Source organism: Moraxella sp. CTOTU47724, assembly GCF_032014955.1.
GTDB classification, from domain to species: Bacteria; Pseudomonadota; Gammaproteobacteria; order Pseudomonadales; family Moraxellaceae; genus Faucicola; species Faucicola tetraodonis.
The window spans coordinates 1-22,381 of record NZ_DALZSV010000008.1 but is presented as its reverse complement, the minus strand read 5'-3'; the positions used below and the strand labels follow the sequence as shown (position 1 = coordinate 22,381).

The 22,381-nt window shown below is 44.9% G+C and carries 18 protein-coding genes; 10 read left to right on the top strand and 8 right to left on the bottom strand.

All coding sequences use genetic code 11. From position 1 onward, the window contains the following. Positions 1-17 precede the first annotated feature (17 nt). Complete coding sequence (pncB, locus tag RTR63_RS03165; RefSeq protein WP_007116292.1) at positions 18-1,211, top strand: nicotinate phosphoribosyltransferase; 1,194 nt, start codon at positions 18-20, stop codon at positions 1,209-1,211. Positions 1,212-1,315: 104 nt separating this feature from the next. On the opposite strand, the gene RTR63_RS03160 is transcribed toward pncB, so the two are convergent. Beyond that, positions 1,316-2,770 carry an NAD-dependent succinate-semialdehyde dehydrogenase gene (locus RTR63_RS03160; protein WP_312384508.1) on the bottom strand — a complete coding sequence of 485 codons (1,455 nt, stop codon included), beginning with the start codon at positions 2,768-2,770 and terminating at the stop codon, positions 1,316-1,318. Between the two features lie 346 nt (positions 2,771-3,116). Next, on the bottom strand, positions 3,117-4,061 hold the full coding sequence (locus RTR63_RS03155) for an alpha/beta hydrolase (RefSeq protein WP_312522609.1): 945 nt from the start codon (positions 4,059-4,061) through the stop codon (positions 3,117-3,119). A gap of 205 nt (positions 4,062-4,266) precedes the next feature. Here RTR63_RS03155 and RTR63_RS03150 point away from each other — a divergent pair, with 205 nt between their 5' ends. Together RTR63_RS03150 and RTR63_RS03145 are read left to right on the top strand one after the other, a co-directional pair. Beyond that, positions 4,267-4,698 carry a BLUF domain-containing protein gene (locus RTR63_RS03150; RefSeq protein ID WP_062334532.1) on the top strand — a complete coding sequence of 144 codons (432 nt, stop codon included), beginning with the start codon at positions 4,267-4,269 and terminating at the stop codon, positions 4,696-4,698. A 159-nt stretch (positions 4,699-4,857) separates the two neighbouring features. After that, the gene (locus RTR63_RS03145) at positions 4,858-5,433 is read left to right on the top strand and encodes a BLUF domain-containing protein (RefSeq protein WP_312522606.1); all 576 of its coding nucleotides are present in this window, start codon (positions 4,858-4,860) and stop codon (positions 5,431-5,433) included. Between the two features lie 158 nt (positions 5,434-5,591). Here the strand turns inward: RTR63_RS03145 and RTR63_RS03140 are convergent, their stop codons facing one another. From RTR63_RS03140 to RTR63_RS03115, 6 genes are all read right to left on the bottom strand, one after another. Then, positions 5,592-6,164, bottom strand: coding sequence for a BLUF domain-containing protein (locus tag RTR63_RS03140; RefSeq protein WP_050324187.1), 573 nt, complete (start codon positions 6,162-6,164; stop codon positions 5,592-5,594). Positions 6,165-6,416: 252 nt separating this feature from the next. Further along, positions 6,417-7,181 carry a hypothetical protein gene (locus RTR63_RS03135; protein ID WP_312522604.1) on the bottom strand — a complete coding sequence of 255 codons (765 nt, stop codon included), beginning with the start codon at positions 7,179-7,181 and terminating at the stop codon, positions 6,417-6,419. Positions 7,182-7,288: 107 nt separating this feature from the next. Beyond that, entirely contained in the window at positions 7,289-8,575 is a 1,287-nt protein-coding gene (locus RTR63_RS03130) for an ammonium transporter (RefSeq protein WP_409418188.1), read from the bottom strand. A 270-nt stretch (positions 8,576-8,845) separates the two neighbouring features. After that, the gene (cydX, locus tag RTR63_RS11790; RefSeq protein WP_095355662.1) at positions 8,846-9,055 is read right to left on the bottom strand and encodes a cytochrome bd-I oxidase subunit CydX; all 210 of its coding nucleotides are present in this window, start codon (positions 9,053-9,055) and stop codon (positions 8,846-8,848) included. Between the two features lie 32 nt (positions 9,056-9,087). Continuing rightward, positions 9,088-10,224: a cytochrome d ubiquinol oxidase subunit II gene (gene cydB, locus RTR63_RS03120; protein WP_312522656.1), complete on the bottom strand. Its 1,137-nt coding sequence runs from the start codon at positions 10,222-10,224 to the stop codon at positions 9,088-9,090. Beyond that, positions 10,217-11,845 (bottom strand): cytochrome ubiquinol oxidase subunit I, encoded by a 1,629-nt coding sequence (locus tag RTR63_RS03115; protein WP_312522600.1) that lies wholly within the window; start codon positions 11,843-11,845, stop codon positions 10,217-10,219. The genes cydB and RTR63_RS03115 overlap by 8 nt, the downstream gene beginning before the upstream one ends. 486 nt (positions 11,846-12,331) lie before the next feature. On the opposite strand from RTR63_RS03115, the gene cydD reads away from it, so the two are divergent. The 7 genes from cydD (at position 12,332) to RTR63_RS03080 (ending at position 22,249) form a co-directional block, all read left to right on the top strand. Then, positions 12,332-14,029: a thiol reductant ABC exporter subunit CydD gene (cydD, locus tag RTR63_RS03110; protein WP_312522598.1), complete on the top strand. Its 1,698-nt coding sequence runs from the start codon at positions 12,332-12,334 to the stop codon at positions 14,027-14,029. A gap of 4 nt (positions 14,030-14,033) precedes the next feature. Next, on the top strand, positions 14,034-15,791 hold the full coding sequence (locus tag RTR63_RS03105) for an amino acid ABC transporter ATP-binding/permease protein (RefSeq protein ID WP_312522596.1): 1,758 nt from the start codon (positions 14,034-14,036) through the stop codon (positions 15,789-15,791). A gap of 223 nt (positions 15,792-16,014) precedes the next feature. Beyond that, on the top strand, positions 16,015-16,872 hold the full coding sequence (locus RTR63_RS03100; RefSeq protein ID WP_312522594.1) for a PepSY domain-containing protein: 858 nt from the start codon (positions 16,015-16,017) through the stop codon (positions 16,870-16,872). 111 nt (positions 16,873-16,983) lie between these two features. Continuing rightward, positions 16,984-17,652, top strand: a complete 669-nt coding sequence (locus RTR63_RS03095; protein ID WP_036603962.1) for a response regulator — start codon at positions 16,984-16,986, stop codon at positions 17,650-17,652. A 68-nt stretch (positions 17,653-17,720) separates the two neighbouring features. After that, complete coding sequence (locus RTR63_RS03090) at positions 17,721-19,586, top strand: sensor histidine kinase (RefSeq protein ID WP_312522593.1); 1,866 nt, start codon at positions 17,721-17,723, stop codon at positions 19,584-19,586. A 153-nt stretch (positions 19,587-19,739) separates the two neighbouring features. Beyond that, positions 19,740-21,521: a TrkH family potassium uptake protein gene (locus tag RTR63_RS03085; protein WP_312522591.1), complete on the top strand. Its 1,782-nt coding sequence runs from the start codon at positions 19,740-19,742 to the stop codon at positions 21,519-21,521. A 23-nt stretch (positions 21,522-21,544) separates the two neighbouring features. Further along, positions 21,545-22,249, top strand: coding sequence for a potassium channel family protein (locus tag RTR63_RS03080; RefSeq protein WP_312522590.1), 705 nt, complete (start codon positions 21,545-21,547; stop codon positions 22,247-22,249). Positions 22,250-22,381 lie beyond the last annotated feature (132 nt).

The window sequence follows — 22,381 nt, the reverse complement described above, 5'->3', positions numbered from 1 at the left end:
AGAATTTAGGATGGGTAATGGCGATTATTAAGTCTTTGTTGGACACGGATTTATACAAATTTACCATGCTACAAGTGGTACTACACAAGTTTCCACAGACGCATAGCGTATATGCGTTTCGCTGTCGCAACCTTGAAGACACCGCCTATCCTCTTTCAACGCTACTCGATGAAGTCAATGCCGAGCTCGATGCGCTTTGTGAACTACGCTTTACAGCTGATGAGCTGCAATACCTTCGTGGTCTGCGCTTTATCAAAAGTGATTTTGTTGATTATCTGGAATTATTTCAACTCAAACGGCGTTTTATCAAAGCGACCCTTGATGCCGAAGGTCGGTTAGACATTCGTATTGAAGGCCCGATGATTCAAGCGATGATGTTTGAAATCTTTGTGTTGGCGATTGTCAATGAACTGTATTTTAGTCACCTTGATCAGCAATCGGCTTGGCAAGTCGGTGAACAACGGCTAAACGATAAACTGCTACTGTTACAAGATTATCGTCGCCAAATGGCGGCTTATGACGTCCCGTTTTTGGTATCAGATTTTGGTACGCGTCGACGTTATAGTGTCGCTTGGCAAGAACAAGTGATTGAGCGGTTGATGGCAGTGCCGGAAATATTTCGCGGTACGAGCAATGTGTATTTTGCCAAACAGTTCGATATCACCCCAATTGGCACAATGGCTCATGAATTTCTGCAAGCCTTTCAGGCGCTCGATGTGCGCTTGCGTAATTTCCAAAAAGCGGCACTCGAAGCTTGGGTTCAAGAATATCGAGGAGACTTAGGTATTGCATTGACAGACGTGGTCGGAATGGATGCCTTTTTGCGCGATTTTGACTTGTATTTTGCCAAGCTATTTGATGGACTGCGTCATGACAGTGGTGACCCGTATGAATGGGGCGAAAAAGCCTACGCGCACTACCAACAACTCAAAATCAACCCAAAAACCAAAATGTTAAATTTTAGCGATGGGTTGACGCTGCAGAAGGCGTGGGCACTGTACTTGCATTTTAACGACCGTTTTCAACTAGGGTTTGGTATCGGGACTCACCTGACCAATGATATGGGGCAAACACCGCTCAACATCGTCCTAAAACTGGTTGAATGTAACGGGCAATCGGTTGCCAAAATATCCGATAGCCCGGGCAAAACCATGACCGATAACGATACCTTTTTGGCATATCTGCGCCAAGTATTTGATATCGCTGAGTAAAAATTCTAAAGCGCTCATTGCAAAAAACCAATAAACTAAATCTGCGCGTTCAATCTCACGCCCAATCATGGCAATGTATGCCATGAATTTGGACGATTGAACTATTATTGCACATCAATACACCAATATTTGGTAGTCACATAATCTTCAATCCCATATTTTGAGCCTTCACGACCGAAACCGGATTGCTTCACACCGCCGAATGGTGCAACTTCAGTTGATAACAGTCCTGTGTTTTGCGCAACCATACCATATTCGAGTCCTTCACACACTTTCCACGAACGCGCAACGCTTTGGGTATAAAAATACGCCGCTAGTCCATAAATCGTATTGTTGGCATGGGCAATCACTTCGTCATCGGTATCAAAAATAAATACCGGGGCGACGGGACCAAAAATCTCTTGGCTAGCGATGTCCATGTCATCGGTGATACCCGTGATAATGGTTGGCTCAAAACTTAAATCTGACGCGCTGTGTTTCTTTCCACCGGTGACCACGGTCGCGCCTTTGTTGACCGCATCTTCAAGTAACTGCTCGACTTTGTCCATTGCATCTTGGTTGATGAGCGGACCGATATTCACGCCCTCTGTCATACCGTTACCAACTTTTAAGGCTTCTACTTTTTGTTTGAAGATGGCTAAAAATTTGTCTTTAATACTTGATTGCACATACACGCGGTTTGCACAGACACAGGTTTGCCCCGCGTTACGGTATTTGGAAGCAATAAGACCGGTTGCTGCTTTCTCTAAGTCGGCATCATCAAAGACGATAAAGGGCGCATTGCCGCCAAGCTCCATCGAGAGTTTTTTGACCGTGGACGCGCATTGTGACATCAGCACGCGACCAACTTCGGTAGAGCCAGTGAATGACAATTTGTGGATACGTTCATCTTGGGTGAGCACTTCACCAATCACTGAGGATTTACCGGTGACGATTTGTAGCAAGCCTGCAGGTAAGCCTGCACGTATGGCAAGTTCGCCCAGTGCTAATGCGGTCAAGGGTGTTTCAGTGGCAGGTTTGACAATTATGCTACAGCCAGCAGCTAATGCCGGTGCCACTTTACGTGTAATCATGGCGGCGGGGAAATTCCACGGGGTAATCGCCGCGCATACGCCAATCGGTTGTTTTAACACCACGTAGCGTAGGTCTTTGTTGGTGCTAGGGATGATGTCGCCATAGATGCGCTTGCCTTCTTCGGCAAACCAGCGAATAAAGCTATTGGCATAGCCGATTTCACCGCGCGATTCGGTCATTGGCTTGCCTTGCTCGGCTGTCATGATTATTGCCAAATCTTCTTTATTTTGGTCGATTAAATCCGCCCAGTTGTTTAAAATAGCTGCGCGCTCGTTGGCGGTTTTTTGTGCCCAGTCTATTTGCGCTTTGTGGGCGATGGCAACGGCGTCGATGACTTGGGATTTTTCTAGACTCGGTATAGTGGCAATCACTTGGTTGTCAAATGGATTGGTGACATCAATGGTGTCGCCTGTCGTGGCGTCCGTCCATTGGTTGTCAATGAGTGATTGGGTTTTAAGTAAGGTTTGGTCTTTAAGTAGTAGCATCAGGAATTCCTGTTCGTTATGTTGTTATGAGGATATTGAAAATTTTTTTATGATAAGCAGGTCAATGCCGCTTATTATAAGCGGATAGCAGCTGTGTGGAATAGCGTCATTATGTTGCAGCAGCTGTCTAGGCAGTAAAAATTACAGCAAAGATTGGATAGAAAGTTGCATAAATATAATTAATTGCATAAAAATGCAAACCGAGTCGGTTACGTCAACTCGGTTATGATTCTTTCATCGCATTTGAGGCTACTGGCTCAGCAGTGGTATGCCTTTGACTGCATGATTCTGTGAAAATTGCCGCTGCTTAAAAGTTTTTCTTTATACTTTTTGTTGGAAATTCTTCTCAACGCGCTGTTAGCAAATGCCGCTGCATAAAATCATTGACCTTGTTAAAGGTGGGATAAAACGACTGTAACGGTGTTGCCAGTCCAATGACGACGCCTGCGTGAGTGGCAGGGACTTGTACCCGCTCCACGTTGCCGCCTGCTTGGGTCAGCGCTTTTTGTAGGCTATCAGCATTTTGTGGGTAGACAAGCATATCTTTACTGCCTGTGACCAACAAATGCGGAGGTACATCTTGGCGGATATGATACACAGGCATCACTTGCTGGCGGGTGCTATCAGCTGGAAAGGCAACTTTGGTAGTACCGCTACGAAAATCATAATCATACGGACCTGCTAGTCCAATCACACCTAATATTGCCTTGTTGGGAATGCGGGTTGTTGTCCAAAAACGGTTATCATCCACCGCAGATACCACATTAAACGCACCTGCCGAATGCCCCATAACAAACAGTTGATTAGGATTGCCGCCATATTGAGCGACATTGCGATACACCCAACCCATGGCACTGGCTGTATCAAGCACATAATCTGGGAATACGTTTGCAGGGGCTAAGCGATAATCCACCACCACTGTGGTGTAGCCCGACTTGGCAAACTGCTTACCGACAAAGCCATAGGTTTGACGTTTGCCATGTTGCCAGCTGCCCCCATATACAAATATCAACACAGGGTGACGCTGACCATCTGCAGGGGTATAAATATCGAGTTGTTGGCGGGTATCTGTGCCATAGGCAATATTTTTGATGGTTTTAATACCATTTGACACAGTGCTAGTGCTATCAGCTTTTGCTGCGATGGGTGCGTTTTTTGTCGCCATGGCCTGACAGCCTATCAAATTTAACCCCACAAGGGCTATAGCCGTAGCAGCTCCAAGTTTGTATTTATTCAAGCGGACGGTGGCAGGTTGATAGTGTTCTTTAGCATGGGTCGATGAATTTGACATAGGTTTCTCTTTTTTAAAGGTTTCTCTTTTTTAAGGTTTTTGCTTTTTTAAATAAGTAAGTTTTCAAGTTAGGACGTTAAATTTGAAATTATTAAATATTTATGTAAGAAAATGGCTTTTTGTTAAGTATAATCGCTTATAAGCGTTAATCAAATGCCTGCTGTAGTGAATTGGTAACAGCGGTAACCTTATGTTGGATATCGTTATGTGTGATGCTATTTATTATTTAACTTACACCAGTAAAATCACCTTACTGGGCGCGATTAATCCTTTTACTTTCAAAACTATCGAGCAGATTTCTAGGCAAAACAATCATGCCCAACATATCACGGGATTTTTGCTATTCAAACATGGGCATTTTTTTCAATATTTGGAAGGGGATAAGGCATTGGTCACTCACCTGTACCAAGATTTACTGAAAGATTATCGCCATAAAAATTTAAAAATAATTACCGAGGGTCATCGGGAACAGCCGCGGTTCAAAAAATGGGATATGTACTGTATTGACATTGATAAGGATGTGAATAATTTATCCATTAGCCGACTATTTCAAGCGTTTAACCCCACCGATTGGCAGTCACCGGAGGTGAATGAGCTAATCACAGATATGCAAACACAGCATCATAAAAATAATTAAATTTTTACCCTAAAAAGATTTATAAACTTTAATTTATTTTTGTATGAATTAAGGGTTATACTTTAGTTTTAATAAAAGATGCTAAATTAATAATAACATTAAAAATTATTATGCTACACTCAAAGTAACATATAAAGAGTATGGCTGAGGAGTTCTACGATGATGTCTCCCCCTACTTATTACCTGACTTATACCAGTTCGCTTACTTGGTCAGCCGCTTTAAAGCCCAGCACATTTACCCAAATTTATCAAAGTGCGAGAGATAATAATCAAAAAACCGGCATCATGGGTTTTATCCTATTCAAAGATGGTCGCTTTCTGCATTTTATGGAAGGTAGTGAAATGTATATAGCGAATTTGTACCTCGCTATCACCCATGATAAACGCCACCATAAAATTCATCTTATCCATCAAGGTACGACCCATTCTAAACGCTTTAAGCAATGCGATATGCTATGCGTGACACCCAGCATATCCCATACCACCCCAGTGATTAGTAAGCTGTTAGCACAGTTTGAAACCTACCAATGGCAGACCGAACAAGTCGAGCAATTACTCAATGAGATGGTCGCATTCTATGAGCGCGATGATGCTGATATTGCCCCCTACCAAGTCAAAGCGGAAAGCTACATCGGCGCCATCATCAAACACCATGTCAAAAAACACCTTTTTTTCATGTTCACCATCATCACGGTTCCATGGTTGGTGATATTTATGTTGTTAATTGACCTGTAAATTTTTGCCAATCTGATGGCGAAAAGGCTAACCATTAAACGCTTACGCAAGCGCAAGATAGCGACGCGGTTTAAACTCAATTGTTTCGACGTCTTTATTGGGTATTTGGTAGTCGTCACTGTCGGTTTATACCCTATCGCGTTAATCAATGTTTGCTATTAATAGTTGCTTTTTAGGAACAATAAACTGATGAAAAACATACCTAATATCAGCAGTTGAATGATTAAATATTTTTTATTCTGCCGCATAAAGCGGCGATAAACCACCGAGAAAAAACTGCCTGTTTGGGGTGTCATGCCAAGCAAATGGTTTTTTGCCATTAGTGACATCACCTCATGTACGTGAGCTTGGCTCCAATGATAAATATCAAAGTCGTACACCATATCTGGAAGATTAAGCAGTTCAAGGGTTTGGGTTTTTTCATCCATGTTATAACAATTCATCAGCCATTGCTGATAATAGCGTTTTTCTAACTGTCCCTGGTCTAACACCACCATCTCTTTATGTCGTCGGTCTTGCTTTATGGTGTTAAATAATTGTTCACATACCGCTTTTTGACCTTCAATATACTGCAAAAATTTGCCATCCTTAAACAATAAAAACCCCGTAATATGATGGTGTTGATTGTTGGACTGGGCTTGCTCGCGAATATCAGTGAATAAATTGTGGTCAAAAATTTGGGTCAAATTTATTTTACTGGCGTAAACATAATACTGAATTTGATGATTCATGACATTTTCCGAAAATTTGTGAGGGAAGCCAGTTGCAATAAATTTTCATCGGTTAAAAAAAACTTAATCTTATGACACCTAGAATTGGTCTCATAAAATTAAGCTAGAATACAGCATCAAGCACAGTGCTAAACTCTCTAAAATGGACCTGGAAATAAAATGAACTGGGAACTTGCCATTCAGCATCTTTAGGTCTGCATAAAAATTGTACTATGATACTGTCAATCCGTAGTATTTTATATAAATGGCATTCTACATAAATTTTTCAACCAAAGATACGTCAAACTTGGCTTTGGTAATCTTGTTTGCCTGCGCCAAGGCAATATCTGCATCAGTAGGTCCCGCCCATTGACACGCTTGCTGATAAAATAACGATAAGATAGTTCTAAACCCTGCTGTATCCGCATCGGTCAAGGACATTGTCAACGCACTTTGTTTGTCCCCACCAAAAAACTGATCAAAAAAGTGAATCATGGTTAAGGTTAAAGCCTGATTGGTTTCTGCCTTGCGAGCTAATAGCCCAAAACCACGAGATTTTGATGAATTATGATGCTGATGAATCGTCTGCCTGACACTGTCTAAAATTTGGCTGCCCAATAATGGTGAAAATTGCGCCGTAAAACTATCAATCAGTAACTCAAAGGCGGCTATTTGGTTAGATGTTTGGCTAGATATTGGGTCAGATATTGCGTCAGGTTTTTGGTTAGAGATAGCTACTTGACTGGGTGATGGGTGAATTACTAGCCTATTTTGCCCCAAATTAGGGATATCATGGGTTATCGGTTGGGGGTTGGCTGCACCCATTTGGTAATCACTCAGCGCTTTCATCAAACTTCGACGGATATTTGAGCGATATTCTTTGGTTTCGTTGTCTTGCGTAATTTCATGGACAAAACGCTGGATTTGGTAGGGCGTAATATCGGCATAATTTTTATGAAAGATGTCCATGGCTTTACGGATATCAGCATCTTTTAAAAACGGTGTTAACGCAGATTTAATAGTAGCTTCTTTGTTCATGACGGTGCCAAATATTTAAAGTTAATAAAATTACAATGGACGCAAATGACTGTGGTGGGTCGGGTACCTGTGACGACAGAGCAGACAGGTACCGCAAAAATTTAAAACTAGTGCCGCTCAGTTAGCGTTTGCTGACTAAATAAGCTATCTTGGAATTCAGGGTAAGCCCCTTCGGCATGTTCGGTAAAGTCGAGCCCGCGTTGCTCATGCTGTGCAAGTACGCGAAGACCGATGGTTTTTTCTATCACAAAATACACCACCATACCCAGTCCAAACGACCAAACAAACATTGCCGCGATGCCCATCAGCTGTACGATAATACGATGGCTGTCGAATAAATCACCTTCATAAAACAGCCCTGCTGCCAGCGTACCCCACACACCGCCGCCCACATGCACGGCAACGGCATACACCGCATCATCCATTTGAACATTATCCAATAACCGCTTCACCGCCAAATACGCCAAACATGCACCAACACCGGTAACAATCGCATACACAGGCGACATGGTCGCACAGCCTGCGGTAATGGCGACCAATCCTGCAAGGCTGATATTGACCGTATCACTCAATAAAATTGCCTTACGCATCACCCCTGAAATCAGCAAATAAGCCGTCACCGCACTCACCCCTGCTAGATGGGTATTTAGCATGATTTTGCCCAAGTTGCCTGAGCTGGTCAGTGTAGAACCTGCGTTAAATCCAAACCACGCCAACCATAGGATAAAGCCGCCCAATGTGACCAGCGTGAGATTATGACCGGCAATCAAGCGCGGCGTGCCATCAGGGGCAAAGCGACCAATACGCGGTCCAAGGACGATAATACCCGCGAGCGCTAACCACCCACCGACAGAGTGCACCACCGAAGAGCCGGCAAAATCAATAAATCCAAGCTGGGTAAGCCAGCCTTGACCGCCATAATAACCACCCCATGCCCAACTTGCTACGACGGGATAAATCAGTCCGCAAGTCATCAACGTACCAATCAGATACCCTGAAAATTTAATGCGCTCCGCCATCGCACCACTGGCAATGGTGGCGGCGGTGGAAGCAAACATCATCTGAAAAAACAAATGTGCCCATTGCATATTGCTAAGCTGCTCTGGTAAAAACTCGCTTTGACCCACGTAACCTGTGGGGTTGTTGCCTGCCATCAAACCATAGCCCAAGATATAAAAAATTAACCCGCCAATCGCCATGTCGGTGTAGTTTTTCATCAACACATTCACGGTATTTTTACTACGCACTGAGCCTGCTTCAATGAGCGCAAAGCCCGCCTGCATAAAGAACACCAGCAAACCACCAATAACTACCCACATCACATTTTGGTAGTCATATAGCTGCTCATTGGTGGGCGTCGCAGCGTACACCGAGGAATGTTGATAAAAAACCATCACGGATAATAGCCATTTATAGGCTTTATTAAGCCGTTTACCCGTATGCCGTTGAACCGTATTGTTTAACTTTCTCATGAAGCTTTTACCCTTATGCCCTTATGCCCTCGATAAAAAACTATCGCTCAAGTATTAATCAGTTTTGCCAAGACAAGGAATGCAAATTGTGTACCAAATAAGAAAATGATTAAAAAATAGCGGGTTTTGACAACGCATAAAAAAGCGCTTTAAGCCGTGATGACTTAAAGCGCTAATAGTTGAGGTTAATGGCTATAAGGACTCGTTATCTGAAGTGTCGCCTGTTTTATGGATATCTTCAGTGGGATTGCCTTCTGTCACCGTACCATCATTGGTGGGTTCGTCCGCAAGTTTTGGATTAAAGGCCTTATTACGCGCATCGGCATTTTCAAGCCACAGCGCGTTTAAAATCGCCAATAATACCGCAAACCCCAATCCTAATATCCACGCAAAATACCACATTGTGTTCTCCTATTAAGTTGCCTTGATTTGGGTCAGTAAAGTGAATGCTCTTGCTCTCGAACATAAGCCTTGGTCACTTTACCGCGCATCACGCTATATGCCCAGCTGGTGTAACCTACAATCATCGGTAATAACACCACCACGACAACCAACATAATCATCAAGGTAAGATGACTCGATACACTGTCCCAAACCGTCAAGCTTGACCGTGGATCGCTAGACGATGGCATGACAAACGGAAATAACGCCACCCCTGCGGTCATAATCACACTAAGCACAGCAATACTGGAGGCGATAAATGCGCTCAAGGTTTTACGCGCTTTTAGCAATATCGCCGTTACAAGCGGCATGATGACACCAAGTACAGGGAATGCCCATGCCAGCGGATACTGATGATAATTTGCCATCCATGCGCCCGCTTGACGTGTCACCTCTTTATTAAGCACATTTGGCAAGGCTTGGGGGTCAATAGGGCTTGTGATATGATAGCCGTCAATGGATTGTATCCATACCCCTGCTATCACAAACAGCACCGCCATCACCAGACTACTGATAGCAGCGTAGTTAATGGTACGATTTTGTACCTCGTCAATGGTACGATGCGCCAAATACGCCCCACCTTGCATAATCAACATAGACGCACTGATTAAGCCACACAGTAGGGCAAATGGATTAAGCAATGCCCAAAAAGAGCCTGTGTAAGTCGATACCAAATGGTCATTAAAACTAAATGGCACGCCTAAAAACAAATTACCAAATGCCACGCCAAACACCACAGCCGGAATAAATGAACCGACAAATAACGCCCAGTCCCACGCTTTTCGCCAGGTTGGATTGTGTATCATACTGCGATATTTAAACCCCACCGGGCGGAAAAACAACGCCCACAATACTGCCATCAACGCCCAATAAAAACCGCTAAAGGCAGTGGCGTACACCATCGGCCATGCCGCAAAAATCGCGCCACCTGCGGTGATAAACCACACTTGGTTACCTTCCCAGTGCGGACCAATGGTATTGATAATCACCCGGCGCTCTTCATCATCCTTGCCGACAAAAGGCAGTAACGAACACACGCCCATATCATGCCCATCCATGATAGCAAACCCAATGAGCAGCGCACCGACCAATAACCACCAAATAATTTTGAGTGTTTCATAATCAAACAACATGATTCACCTCGGCTGTATCATGGGGCAAATTTAATGAAGGACTCACATGAACCTTGTGAGTATCTTCGCCGTAGTATTTGCCTGTACCTAGACTTGCCGGTCCTTTACGGGCATATTTCACCATCAAGTACATTTCAATCATCAGCAGCACCGTATAAAAACCAACAAATCCCGCCAGCGAGGCATACACATTCGCCACGCTAATGTTGGAGACTGAAAAATAGGTCGGCAACATGCCATAAATCGTCCAAGGTTGACGCCCATACTCAGCAACAAACCAACCAAATTCAGCAGCAAGCCAAGGCGCAGGCAGCATCAATAATGCCCAACGTAACAGCCAAGGTTTTTCGATAAAGTTGCCTTTGACACTTGACCAAAGACTAATCGTAAACAATGCCAACAATAAAAAGCCCAAGCCCACCATGGCACGAAATGACCAAAACATCGGGACAATAGGCGGAATGGTGGCATCGGTGGCCTGTTTAATCATGGCAGGCGTAGCTTTGCTGACATCTGGCGAATAGCGTTTGAGCAATAACCCAAAGCCCAAGTCTTTTTTTACCTTTTCAAATTCAGCCACTGTCACAGGATTTGGGGTTGAACCTGGGGGCGCACTGCGTAATTGCTCCAGCAGCAGCACCGCTTTTTGACCATTGATGATACGTTTTTCATTGATGATTTTGATGTCATGGATGCCCAAAATCGGGGTATCCAGCGAGCGCGTCCCAATCAAGCCCATCACATACGGGATTTGTACTGCCCAGTTGTTTTTTTGCTCGGCTTGGTTGATATCTGCAATCAAATTAAAACTGGCAGGCGCAGGCTCGGTTTCCCACATCGCCTCTATCGCTGCCATTTTGGTTTGCTGTGCCAAGCCAATAGAATAACCCGACTCATCACCCAGCACGATGGTGCTACAAATCGACGCAAAACCAAATGCCGCCGCGACTTGAAAGCTGCGTTTGGCAAATTCGACATCGCGTTTTTTGAGCAGATACCACGCTGAGATGGCAAGCACAAAGGTCGCCCCCACCGTATAGCCGGCAGAGACGGTATGCACAAATTTGTTTTGCGCCTCAGGGTTAAATAATACTGCCGCAAAATCGGTCATTTCCATGCGCATGGTTTGGTAATTAAACTCCGCGCCAACCGGATTTTGCATCCACCCATTGGCAATCAAAATCCACAACGCGGATAGATTGGTACCCAGCGCCATCAATATAGTCACCAGCAAATGCTGTCCGCGCGACAGTCTATCCCAACCAAAGAAAAACAGTCCGACCATGGTCGATTCTAAAAAAAACGCCATCAAGCCTTCAATGGCAAGCGGCGCCCCAAAAATATCGCCGACATATTGTGAGTAATATGCCCAGTTGGTACCAAACTGGAATTCCATGGTGATGCCGGTGGTGACACCCAAGGCAAAGTTGATGCCAAACAGTTTGCCCCAAAAACGTGTCATGTCTTTCCACACTTCTTTGCCTGTCATCACGTACATGGATTCCATGATGACCAGCAGCCACACCATGCCCAGTGTGAGTGGTACAAATAAAAAATGATATAACGCCGTGACTGCAAATTGCAGACGGGATATATCGACGAGGTGTTCTGTTATCATGTTGACTCCTTGGTTTGACAACCAATTGAGATGTCAATTACCCTCATGCGTGGTTTAAAAAAGGGTAATTTTTTATTTACAAACATTATATAAATCTATAAATTATTTGTCATGCGGCATAATGTCGCACCCGACTACAAAATACTATGATGAGTATTGCGTTGCTGCTACCATCTTCTCATACCCTGTCAAAGATGGTAATCGTTGAATGAGTGATAGTTGAATGAGTGATAGTTGACTGCGTAATAGTTTATGGGTCTTTTGAAGGTAGTCGTTTAAAGTGAGCTCGTTCATCGCTTTACTTATTTAATTGCCTTTTATATGGCTTGTTATATGCCTTTATCCAGGTTTTATCAACCCTTATCGGTGGGCAATGTGTTTACATTTTTTAGTCTCATTGCATTGATGAGCATGATTTGTCGTACCTAACCCGTGCTTGATACGCTATGATGTGTCAATTGATTTTATCGTTACTGTTAACCAACCATGTCTGAAACTTCTGCTGTCAACCAAACCCTTCGTCACTATGCCGCTATGGCAAAGCGACCGATTTATATGGCATGGGGACTGTCAGTTGTGTCCACGCTGGTATTGATCGTGCAGTCTTGGCTGATTGCGGTCATCTTTGCAGATTGGTTAACGCAAATTACCCATCACCGCCCTGCCACTGACGTATTTTTTGATTATTTGCCGTGGCTCATAGGGTGTCTGTTGCTACGTCCTTTACTGCATTTTTGCAAGGACCAGCTGGCGTTAGAGGCGGGGCTACAAGTAGCCAGCATCCTACGAAAAACGCTAGTTGAAAAACTGGCACAAGTAGGTGTAGCACGCGACCAGTATGGCAGTGATGGCGGGCTTGCCAGTATGGTGATTGAGCAATGTGACGCCTTAACGGGCTATGTCAGCCGTTTTTATCTGCAGCGACTGATTGTGGTGACCACGCCTATCATGCTATTAGTCGCCGCTGCAACCCAAAGCTGGATAGCGACGCTGATTTTACTGCTGACCGCACCCCTAGTTCCTGTATTTATGGTATTAATTGGTCATGCCACCGCCCGTAAAAGTCGGCAACAATTTGCCGCGATGGCACAGCTGAGCGGGCGATTTTTAGATTGGTTACGTGGCACAGCGACACTGCAACGGCTGGATGCTGTCGGGCACGCGAGTCAAGACATCGATGCCTCAGCCGAAGCCTACCGTATCCGCACCATGTCGGTACTCAAAATTGCGTTTTTAAACACCGCCGCGCTAGAACTATTAGCCGCGCTGTCGATTGCGCTACTTGCCGTGTATTTGGGTTTTGGTTTAATCGGTATTTTACCCTGGCAAAAAAACACGGTGCCTGTGCCTTACCAGTCGGCGCTATTTTTACTGCTATTGGCACCTGAATTTTATGCCCCGCTACGTCAGTTGGGCGCGGATTATCATGTTAAAGCGCAAGCGGAAGGTGCGATTGCTGAATTATCACCGTTGTTAGCTTTTCAGTCAGCGGAAAAAACAAAAGCTAACCCCTTTATATTAACTGCGCCCCCTGCCATTGACGCGGATAATATTTGGGTCAATCATCAGCAGCGCACACGACTCGCGCCGTTAAGTTTTGCTATTGCCGCAGGGGAACGGTTGGCGATTGTCGGTCAAAGTGGCAGCGGCAAATCCACGCTATTGCAAATTTTTTTGGGTTTTTGTGCCTATCAAGGCGATATCTTTATTGATAACCAAAATTTTAATACCATCAATTCCACGCAATTTCGCCACCAAATCGCCTATTTGTCACAGCAAACCATGCTACTGCCGATGAGTATCGCCGATAATTTGCGCCTGCCAAACCCAACCGCCAGTAATGACAAACTATGGCAAATTCTTGCGCAAGTGGGGTTAAAACCTTTGATAAAGGCACTGCCAAATCAGCTAGATACTCAGTTAGGTGAGCGTGGTAGCGGGTTGTCCGGTGGACAGCAGCGACGATTGGCAATAGCCCAGTTACTATTACAAGACGCACAGCTTTGGCTACTCGATGAACCCACTGAGCATTTAGATAGTGACACCGCAGCCGAGATTAATGCGCTATTACAACAAGTGACGAGGGGGAAAACCGTGTTATGGGTGACGCACGATGCCACAAAACTACCTTGGCTGGATCGGCAAATAAGCCTTGATATTGCATCTACTTTGGCGAAGGCGTAACGGTATGACAGACTCTAATAGTAAAAATAGGCTTATTAGTCAAAATAGCCTTGTCAACACTCACCGGCAAAAAAAAGCAAACAGTCATCAAACCTTTCGTTTAACCCAGCTGTTTAGCACGCAGCTAGATAAATGGCTCATTGCTGCCTGTTTAGCCATGATGACTGCGTTATCCGTGATTGGCCTATTGATGACGTCAGGGTGGTTTATTTCTGCGGCAGCAATGACAGGGATGGTGGCGCTGGGCTCACACAGTTTTAATTATCTGGTACCGGCAGCGATTATCCGTGTGATGGCGATGGTACGTACCGCAGGACGCTATGGTGAAATGATGGTGTCCCACCATGCGGTGTTTGGTTTGTTGCAGCGGCTGCGAGTGCGGTTTTTTAACCAGTTTTCACGCCTGCCACTGGCAAATTTATCAATTACCTTACAATCTACCCATGCCATGCACCGTTTAACCCATGATATTGATGTGCTCAATGAGTTGCCACTGCGCGTGGTATCGCCTTGGCTAGTCGCGACAACCGCTAGCTTGCTAGTAGCCACCTTACTTTATCAGTATGAGGTTAACCCCGTGCTGATTACCATATTTTTAATCGCGGGTTTGATGCTACCTGCCATGCTGACATGGCGCAGTATCAAGCACGCCCTCGCTCATCAGGCATTGGCAGAGTCTAGGCGCGTTAGTTTGCTCAATCCGCTATCGGCGCTTACCCATTTATTGATTTGGCAGCGCTGGCAATCCGAATTGACTGCTTTTAACAGCTTCGACACTCAACATACGCATCAGCAAAAGCGCATCCAGCGCGCCCAGTCGTTGGTCATGCTGATTATGCAGTGGCTGATTGCAGCGGTTTTGGTCGGCTTGTTAGTGGGTTTTTATCACACGCCCCTTGTCATCAGTGTGCCGATGTTGCTTGCGCTATTCCTCGGTATCATGGGCATGACTGACTTGCTAGCACCGTTAGTAACCCATTCGTTAGCCCTTGGCAATAGTTTGGCAGCAAAACATCAACTCAATGAATTACTCAATCCTTCGCTACAACCTAGCCATCATTTAAACCATGATTTAGCCCCTTTACCCATTGATGTTGCGCGCCTAAGTGCACCACTCACACTCACCATCCATCAGTTAGCTGGCAAAATGCCGCAGGCGATTGTCGGTTTCAAAGCTATCAGCTTGACTGCCACCCAAGGCATCCCGGTATTGATTACTGGGCGCTCGGGCGCGGGCAAATCAACACTGTTACAGGTGCTAGCCCATGAACTAGCACCGCAACAAGGCAGCATCGAGCTCAATGGTATGGATTGGCTAGCTTTACACAATACGCCCGCCCTCACAGGTTATCTGGGGCAACAGATTGATATTTTTGACCAAACCTTGGCAACCAATTTAAGATTGGGCAACGCCGATGCCAGTGATGAACAGCTTTGGCAAGTGCTGGGTAAGGTTGGGCTCAAAGACTGGGCGCGCAGTCAGCCGCTACGATTACAGACCCCGCTAGGGGAATACGGGCAAGCTATTTCGGGTGGACAAGCCAGACGTATTGCCTTGGCACGGCTATTACTTAGCCCAAAAAAAATCTTGCTGCTTGATGAGCCGTTTGCAGGACTTGATAAAAAAAGCCGTGAAGCACTTTGGCAAATGCTGGTACAGCATCAGCAGCAAGGCATTTTAATCATTGTCACCCATCATCTTTGGCAAACTGAGTGTCCAATTAATATCGTGCAATTACCTGAGCCTGATGTTTTTATTTAACCTGTCGGGGGAAGCCTTGATTTGACAGGCAAAGAAATTGATACAAACATTTTTGAACATTGCTGCGGGCGTTTATGCAAAGCAAATTTTTTTAATCCGATTGCTATAACCTACCTAGCCTGATTCTGCGTTATCGCTAAGTTTCTGCTGTCTTAATTTTTGTATGATAGTACTATCCAATCAAGGGTTATCAACCACTATATTAACAACCGCAGGAAAACCTATGAACTTAGCAAAATTTAACCCCTCATTTTTAGCCACTGGGCTTAGTGTAGCCTTGCTTAGTGTCATTACAGGTGCGACAGTCACCGCCTGTGCTAGTACCTCAGCGGCACCCCAAGCGCAAAAAATGCAAAAACGCCACCCCGCCAATGCCAAGCACTTTGAGCAACGCTTACAAGCTATGCAGGCCAACGCCCAAGCAGCCGCCAATGCCAGCATCAGTGCCTCTCAAGCAGTCGCCTTGGTACAAAAACAAGCCGCGAACACACGTATTGTTGGTGTACATTATTATGACAGTAGCAACCGACCCAACCCAAATCCTGCCCGTAGCGGCAACAACGCCAATGACAACATTGTCGGCTACCGGGTCATGACCCTTAATGCAAATGGTCAACCACAGCTATATATCGTCAATACGTCTAATGGTCAAGTGACCCAAGCAAGCATGCCATCACGACCGCAACAACCCAATGACCCCAATAACATGGGCAACCCCAACAATCAACCGCCTGCGCCGCCTGCCACCAATGTCAGCCTAGAGCGCGCCATGCAATTGGCAGCAAGCCAAGTGGGTGGTGAAGCCATTGGCGCCCATTTGGGTGGGGATAAAGGGGGCAAAATGGGTCATGGTCCTCGTGACGGTCAACGCCGCCCTAACAGAGACCCACAAATGGGCAATACAGGCATGCCGCCTGCACCAAACCCTGCCCAGAATCAATCACCAAGAACCCCAAGCTATCAGATTGAAGTGGTAAAAGGTAAAGAAGTCTATCATGTCAAAGTTGATGCCCAAACAGGTGCCGTGAGCGATGTCAAATCACTTAACGACCTCAACCGTCGTGCGCCTACTCAGCCATAATTGAGTGCCAAATGGCAACTTTGCCTATGAGCAACACCGTCATTCTTAGAATGGCGGTTTTTTGTGTTATAGTTTATTTATTGAACAGTATTCGTGTATAAAGGTAACCCAATGAGAGTATTACTCGTCGAAGATGACGTATTCATTGCCGACAGTCTGATTGATAGTCTAGAAGAAGAAGCGTATGCGGTAGACTGGGCAAAAGATGGGCGAGAAGCGATTTTGACCCTCAAAGTCGAATCGTATGACGTGATTTTGCTGGATTTGGGCTTACCAGAAATTGACGGCATGAGCGTGTTAGAGACGCTTCGCAGTGCCAAAATCGATACGCCTGTACTGGTGCTGACCGCTCGAGACCAAATCAAAGACCGCGTGAAAGGGCTGGATGCTGGGGCAGATGACTATATGACTAAGCCATTTGCGATGAGTGAATTGCTTGCTCGTATGCGTGTGTTGGTGCGCCGCTCACAAGGCAATAGCCAAAACACCCTACAAGTCGGCGACTTAACCCTCGATATCAATGCCAAACGCCTCAAACGTGACGGCATAGAAATCGATATTACCGCCAAAGAATACATGCTGCTCACCACTTTTATGACCGCGCCCGATAAAGTGTTTTCTAAAAGTGAATTGGAAAATTCTATCTACAATTGGGAAGCCGGGATAGAGAGCAATGCCATTGAATTTTTAATCTATGGACTGCGCAAAAAAATTGGTCAAAAACGGATTAAAAATATCCGTGGTTTAGGCTGGTATATCAGCGCCGAAGCCCAAGACTGATAAAAAGCGATAGAAAAAGGCTCAAAAAATATCCAGACAATGACCGCCAAATAGCGGCGAAAATGACCATGACTACCCCTACAAAAACCGCCCTTCCCTTGCAAAAATCGTTGCAAAAATCACTGCAAAAACAGTTGCTGGTCTGGATCCTTGGCACGTTACTATCGATTGGCATTTTGGTACAGATTGCGGTATTTTGCTATACCTATCAAGAGTTTAACACCTCACAAGAAACCAATCTTAGCTATCTTGCTGAGCTGGTTAGCTCGCGCGCGGCCCTGCGACCCCCTCCCCGTAACCTGAAGCCTAATAGGCGTCTATCAAACCCAGATAACGATTTTGCACCGCATGACTTACCACCGCCTAGACCACCTCTACCAGCTAAGATAGCTTCTGCCCCTAGCAGTAGCACGCCGACCACGGTTTTCTCATCCAATGATGAAAGCAACGTACTACAGTATCAAGGCGTTAAAGACGGTGTGCAAGTTGATATCTTCCCGGCCCGTTTTGGCAAAATTGACACCAATTTTATTGAGCCAATGGCTCACCCGCAATTGATTAACACCCCTATTGGTTTTAGTGAATTAACCCTCGATGGTGAAATCTGGAAAGTCTTTCGTAAAGACACCCCAAGGCGGGTGATTTTTGTGCGTCAACCTGTCGAATGGCAGAAAAAAATTGCGTTAAAATCGGCTTGGCAATCTATTATTCCAATTTTACTAACGACCCTATTGCTGCTTGCCCTATTGCCTTGGGTATTAAAGCGCGTATTGCGTCCGATTCAGATATTAGCTAGGCAAATGGCAAAACGTCATGGTCAAGATCTCAGCTTGATCGAGCTACCCACTGACAGCCAACATCGCTCGATTCTGCCCAGCGAGCTCATGCCCTTGGTCATTGAAATCAATGCCTTGTTACAAAGGGTTGACGCGCATATCCAAAACCAAAATCGCTTCATCGCGGATGCCGCGCATGAGCTACGCTCGCCATTGACCGCCATCTCGCTGCAAGTGCAACAACTGCAAAAATACAGTCAAGACGCGGCGATGTATAGCGACCCTGCAAGGCAAGCCAAATTCAAACAAAACATTCATAAGCTCGCTGTCAGAGTGGAACACAATCAACATCTGGTGGAACAGCTACTTACCCTTGCCCGTATGGACGCCCAGCAATCACAGCTGACCGAGCGCACCAACACGCCCACCGATTTAATCGCAGTGCTACGAGAAGCCATCAAACTGCTATTTCCGATTGCCGATAGCAAAGACCAAACCCTGTCGGTTGACAACCATCTCGCCGCGCTGGGTACGTCAGCGACGCAGGTCAGTCTAGATGAAACTGCCTTGTTTATCCTCCTCAAAAATTTACTGCAAAATGCCATTTTATATACCCCAACCACAGGCAATATCGCTGTTGTCATTGACCACATGACTATCGAAGATTTAACGCAGTCGTCAAGCAGCACCGATTCGACCCATGCCACCCATGCCAACTTCGCTAACCCATTGACCCCGACCCCTGTGTTGGTGAACAACGCTAGCAACAAACCCAATCACCGCGCAAAACGACTCATCGTCCAAGTTGCCGATACCGGCATTGGCATTGATGCAGCCCATTATCAGGACGTCTTTCAACCCTTTTACCGCGTCAATCAAAATGCGTCAAGCGCATCCCTAGCACACGGACAAGGGCAAGGACAACCAAGTAGCACACAAACCCATAGTGATACTGCGAAAAAATCTTTTTCCTCCAAAGACACAAGCGCCCATTCAGGTTTGACGGTGATTGGCGGTACCGGCTTGGGTTTATCGATTGTTTATCAAATTTGTCAACAAGCCCATATCGATATTTATCTGAGTCCTACGCAAGTGGTTGAGAATAACGCCCAAACCACTGCCACCACCCAAGGCTTAACGGTAACCTTGGTGTTTTAGCCTGCCTCAAAAACAACGTAATTTTGTCAAATCATTGCTGCTTTTTTTAAATCATTGTTCAATCTAGTTTTCTCAAACGTATAATTGCGGTATAAAGTACAACAACTATGCTTGGGTAAAACGGAAGTCAACTTTACGATGTTTGATTTTATATTGAAAAAAAATAAAAAAAATGCGCTAGACTCAATGCATGACAAGCCATCGGGTGTGCTTAATAAACTGGTATTTTATAGCGGTTTATTCGCTGTATTGCTTGCGATTATTGAGACAGGGTTTGTTTTTAAAGTTTGGTTGCATGGCGTGGCTTCGACGTTTTATTTGATCGTGCTTGGGCTTAATTTTATTGAATTATTGAGTCAATATGTGCAAAAAGGTATACGCTCAAAGCTTGTGCTAACGTTTGATTTGTGCATTGCTTTATTAGTCATTGCGTTATTGGTGACACATTTTTTTGCCGATAATAGTTCTTTTTTATACAAATTCTTGTTTGAAAAATCGCTGATAAAAATTGCGTTGTTGGTTTCTTTTATTCGTCAGTTATTGGTAATGGAGTTTAGCTTTAAGATAGTCGTTGCGCACCCTGCCCAGTTGTTTATTTTAAGTTTTCTATTGCTTATTTTGCTCGGCACGTTTTTGCTGATGATGCCAAATGCCACGTATGGTCATATTGCGTTTGTTGATGCTTTATTTACTGCCACGAGTGCGGTGTGTATTACAGGTCTGGCGGTAAAAGACACAGGCGCTTTTTTTACCCCATTGGGTCAAATCATTATCATGTGTTTGTTTCAATTGGGCGGCTTAGGGATTTTAACTTTTGCCACTTATTTTAGCTATTTTTTTCGAGGGCGCATCAGTTATCAAACACAGCTACAGATTGGGCATGTGACCTCAGCCAATCGTATGAGTGATGTACTAAAGACGCTCAAAGTAATTTTTGCGGTCACGTTTGCGGTGGAGTCCGTGGCAGCCATGGCGATTTATCTCAGTATGCTTGATGTCCCTATGAGTATCCATCGTCGCATCTTTTTTTCGGTTTTTCATGCCATCTCTGCATTTTGTAATGCAGGTTTTTCAACGATGACTGATAGCTTATATGAGTTACAACTGCGCTTTAATTATCCGTTACAAATGGTTGTGGCGGTGACATTTTTGTTTGGGGGGTTGGGGTTTGCGATAGTTGCCAATGTCGTGGAATATTTGCGCCATCAGGTGATGCGCCTGTTGTTTCCTAACCGCTCACGATATGGTGCCAAGCCGTGGCTACTGAGTATCAATAGTCGCATTAGTCTAGTGACGACCGTATCCTTGCTAGTGCTTGCCTTTGTCAGTGTGCTTGCCTTTGAGTGGCAAGGCACCTTAACTGAGCATACCAGTGTCATAGGCAAACTTGTGACAGGGTTTTTTGTGGCAGCTGCACCGCGCTCATCAGGAATCAACGTGGTAGACATGGCACAGCTAGCGCCACCGACCGTGATGCTTACCATTGCATTGATGTGGGTTGGGGCATCCCCAAACTCTACAGGCGGTGGTATCAAAACCACAACCTTTGCGGTCGCTGTGCTCAATATTGTGTCACTGGCACGCGGCTATTCTCGTATCGAAATATTTCGTCGTGAAATTGCGGATATCTCAGTGAAGCGGGCATTTGCGATTATCTGTTTATCAGTGATTATCATTGCATTTGGTTGTACGTTAATACGCTGGGCAGAGCCCAACATGAGTATGACAGAAGTGTTATTTGAAAGTGTTTCTGCTTACACTACCACAGGGTTAAGCTTAGGCATCACCCCGCATTTAAGTGCATTTAGTAAATCCGTACTGATTGGGCTGATGTTTTGTGGACGGGTTGGGGCATTGACCATCTTAATTGCCTTATTAAATCGCCCAAGGCATCAAAGCTATCGCTATCCTAGCGAAGAGATTATTATCACCTAAAGATAAATTGATAAGGTATAGATATGAAATACATCATCGTCGGTCTAGGCAATTTTGGCTCATCACTTGCCACCAAACTCACCAGTCAAGGACATGAGGTCATTGGTATTGATATCGACATGGATAAAGTTGAGCGCTACAAAGAATCCATTTCGCACACGATTTGTATCGATTCTACCAGTGAAAATGCCGTCTCGGGGTTACCCATTGCCCAGACAGATGTGGTACTCATTACCATTGGCGAAGACCAAGGGCAAAACGTGATGGTCACTGCGCTATTCAAAAATCTTAATGCCAAATATATCATTAGCCGAGCCATTAACCCACTGCACGAAAAAGTGCTACAAGCATTGGGGGTTGATGACATCATCCAGCCCGAAAACGAGGCGGCAACCCACTGGGCAAAGAAACTGTCGCTAACTGGCTTAATTGATTCATTTGAACTCGATAACGATTATAGTATCGTTCAAATACAGACACCGCCTACATTTTACGGTAAGACAGTTCACGCGCTCGATTTAATCAATCAATTTAATGTGATGCTGTTAACCACCATTTCATTTCACCAAAACCAATTTGGATTTGGCCGAAATCAAACTAAATCCAAAATTGATGGCATTGTGCATGCAGATTTTGTCATTGAGCCTGATACGGTTTTAGTATTATTTGGGGAAACCAATGACTTAAGACGGCTGTTCAAGTATATGCACGCATCCCAGAATTCATAACAATAGCCCATCCAAGCATCTTGTGTTTTCACAACAGCTTGCGACCTTATATGTCGTCAGACAAAATTTTCGGTCAAAAAATGGTCACGTTTTGGTCACAAGCGTTTGGTCACGTTAGTTTTACTTAAATAT

Bases quoted from the DNA above. Each gene is read 5' to 3' on its own strand.
- RTR63_RS03145 (WP_312522606.1), top strand. From the start codon at position 4,858: ATGATGTCTCCCCCTACTTATTACCTGACTTATACCAGTTCGCTTACT.
- pncB (WP_007116292.1), top strand. From the start codon at position 18: ATGGCGATTATTAAGTCTTTGTTGGACACGGATTTATACAAATTTACC.
- RTR63_RS03155 (WP_312522609.1), bottom strand. From the start codon at position 4,061: ATGTCAAATTCATCGACCCATGCTAAAGAACACTATCAACCTGCCACC.
- RTR63_RS03100 (WP_312522594.1), top strand. From the start codon at position 16,015: ATGAACTTAGCAAAATTTAACCCCTCATTTTTAGCCACTGGGCTTAGT.
- RTR63_RS03135 (WP_312522604.1), bottom strand. From the start codon at position 7,181: ATGAACAAAGAAGCTACTATTAAATCTGCGTTAACACCGTTTTTAAAA.
- RTR63_RS03105 (WP_312522596.1), top strand. From the start codon at position 14,034: ATGACAGACTCTAATAGTAAAAATAGGCTTATTAGTCAAAATAGCCTT.
- cydX (WP_095355662.1), bottom strand. From the start codon at position 9,055: ATGTGGTATTTTGCGTGGATATTAGGATTGGGGTTTGCGGTATTATTG.
- RTR63_RS03095 (WP_036603962.1), top strand. From the start codon at position 16,984: ATGAGAGTATTACTCGTCGAAGATGACGTATTCATTGCCGACAGTCTG.
- RTR63_RS03160 (WP_312384508.1), bottom strand. From the start codon at position 2,770: ATGCTACTACTTAAAGACCAAACCTTACTTAAAACCCAATCACTCATT.
- RTR63_RS03150 (WP_062334532.1), top strand. From the start codon at position 4,267: ATGTGTGATGCTATTTATTATTTAACTTACACCAGTAAAATCACCTTA.
- RTR63_RS03080 (WP_312522590.1), top strand. From the start codon at position 21,545: ATGAAATACATCATCGTCGGTCTAGGCAATTTTGGCTCATCACTTGCC.
- RTR63_RS03090 (WP_312522593.1), top strand. From the start codon at position 17,721: ATGACTACCCCTACAAAAACCGCCCTTCCCTTGCAAAAATCGTTGCAA.
- RTR63_RS03130 (WP_409418188.1), bottom strand. From the start codon at position 8,575: ATGGTTTTTTATCAACATTCCTCGGTGTACGCTGCGACGCCCACCAAT.
- cydD (WP_312522598.1), top strand. From the start codon at position 12,332: ATGTCTGAAACTTCTGCTGTCAACCAAACCCTTCGTCACTATGCCGCT.
- RTR63_RS03140 (WP_050324187.1), bottom strand. From the start codon at position 6,164: ATGAATCATCAAATTCAGTATTATGTTTACGCCAGTAAAATAAATTTG.
- RTR63_RS03115 (WP_312522600.1), bottom strand. From the start codon at position 11,845: ATGATAACAGAACACCTCGTCGATATATCCCGTCTGCAATTTGCAGTC.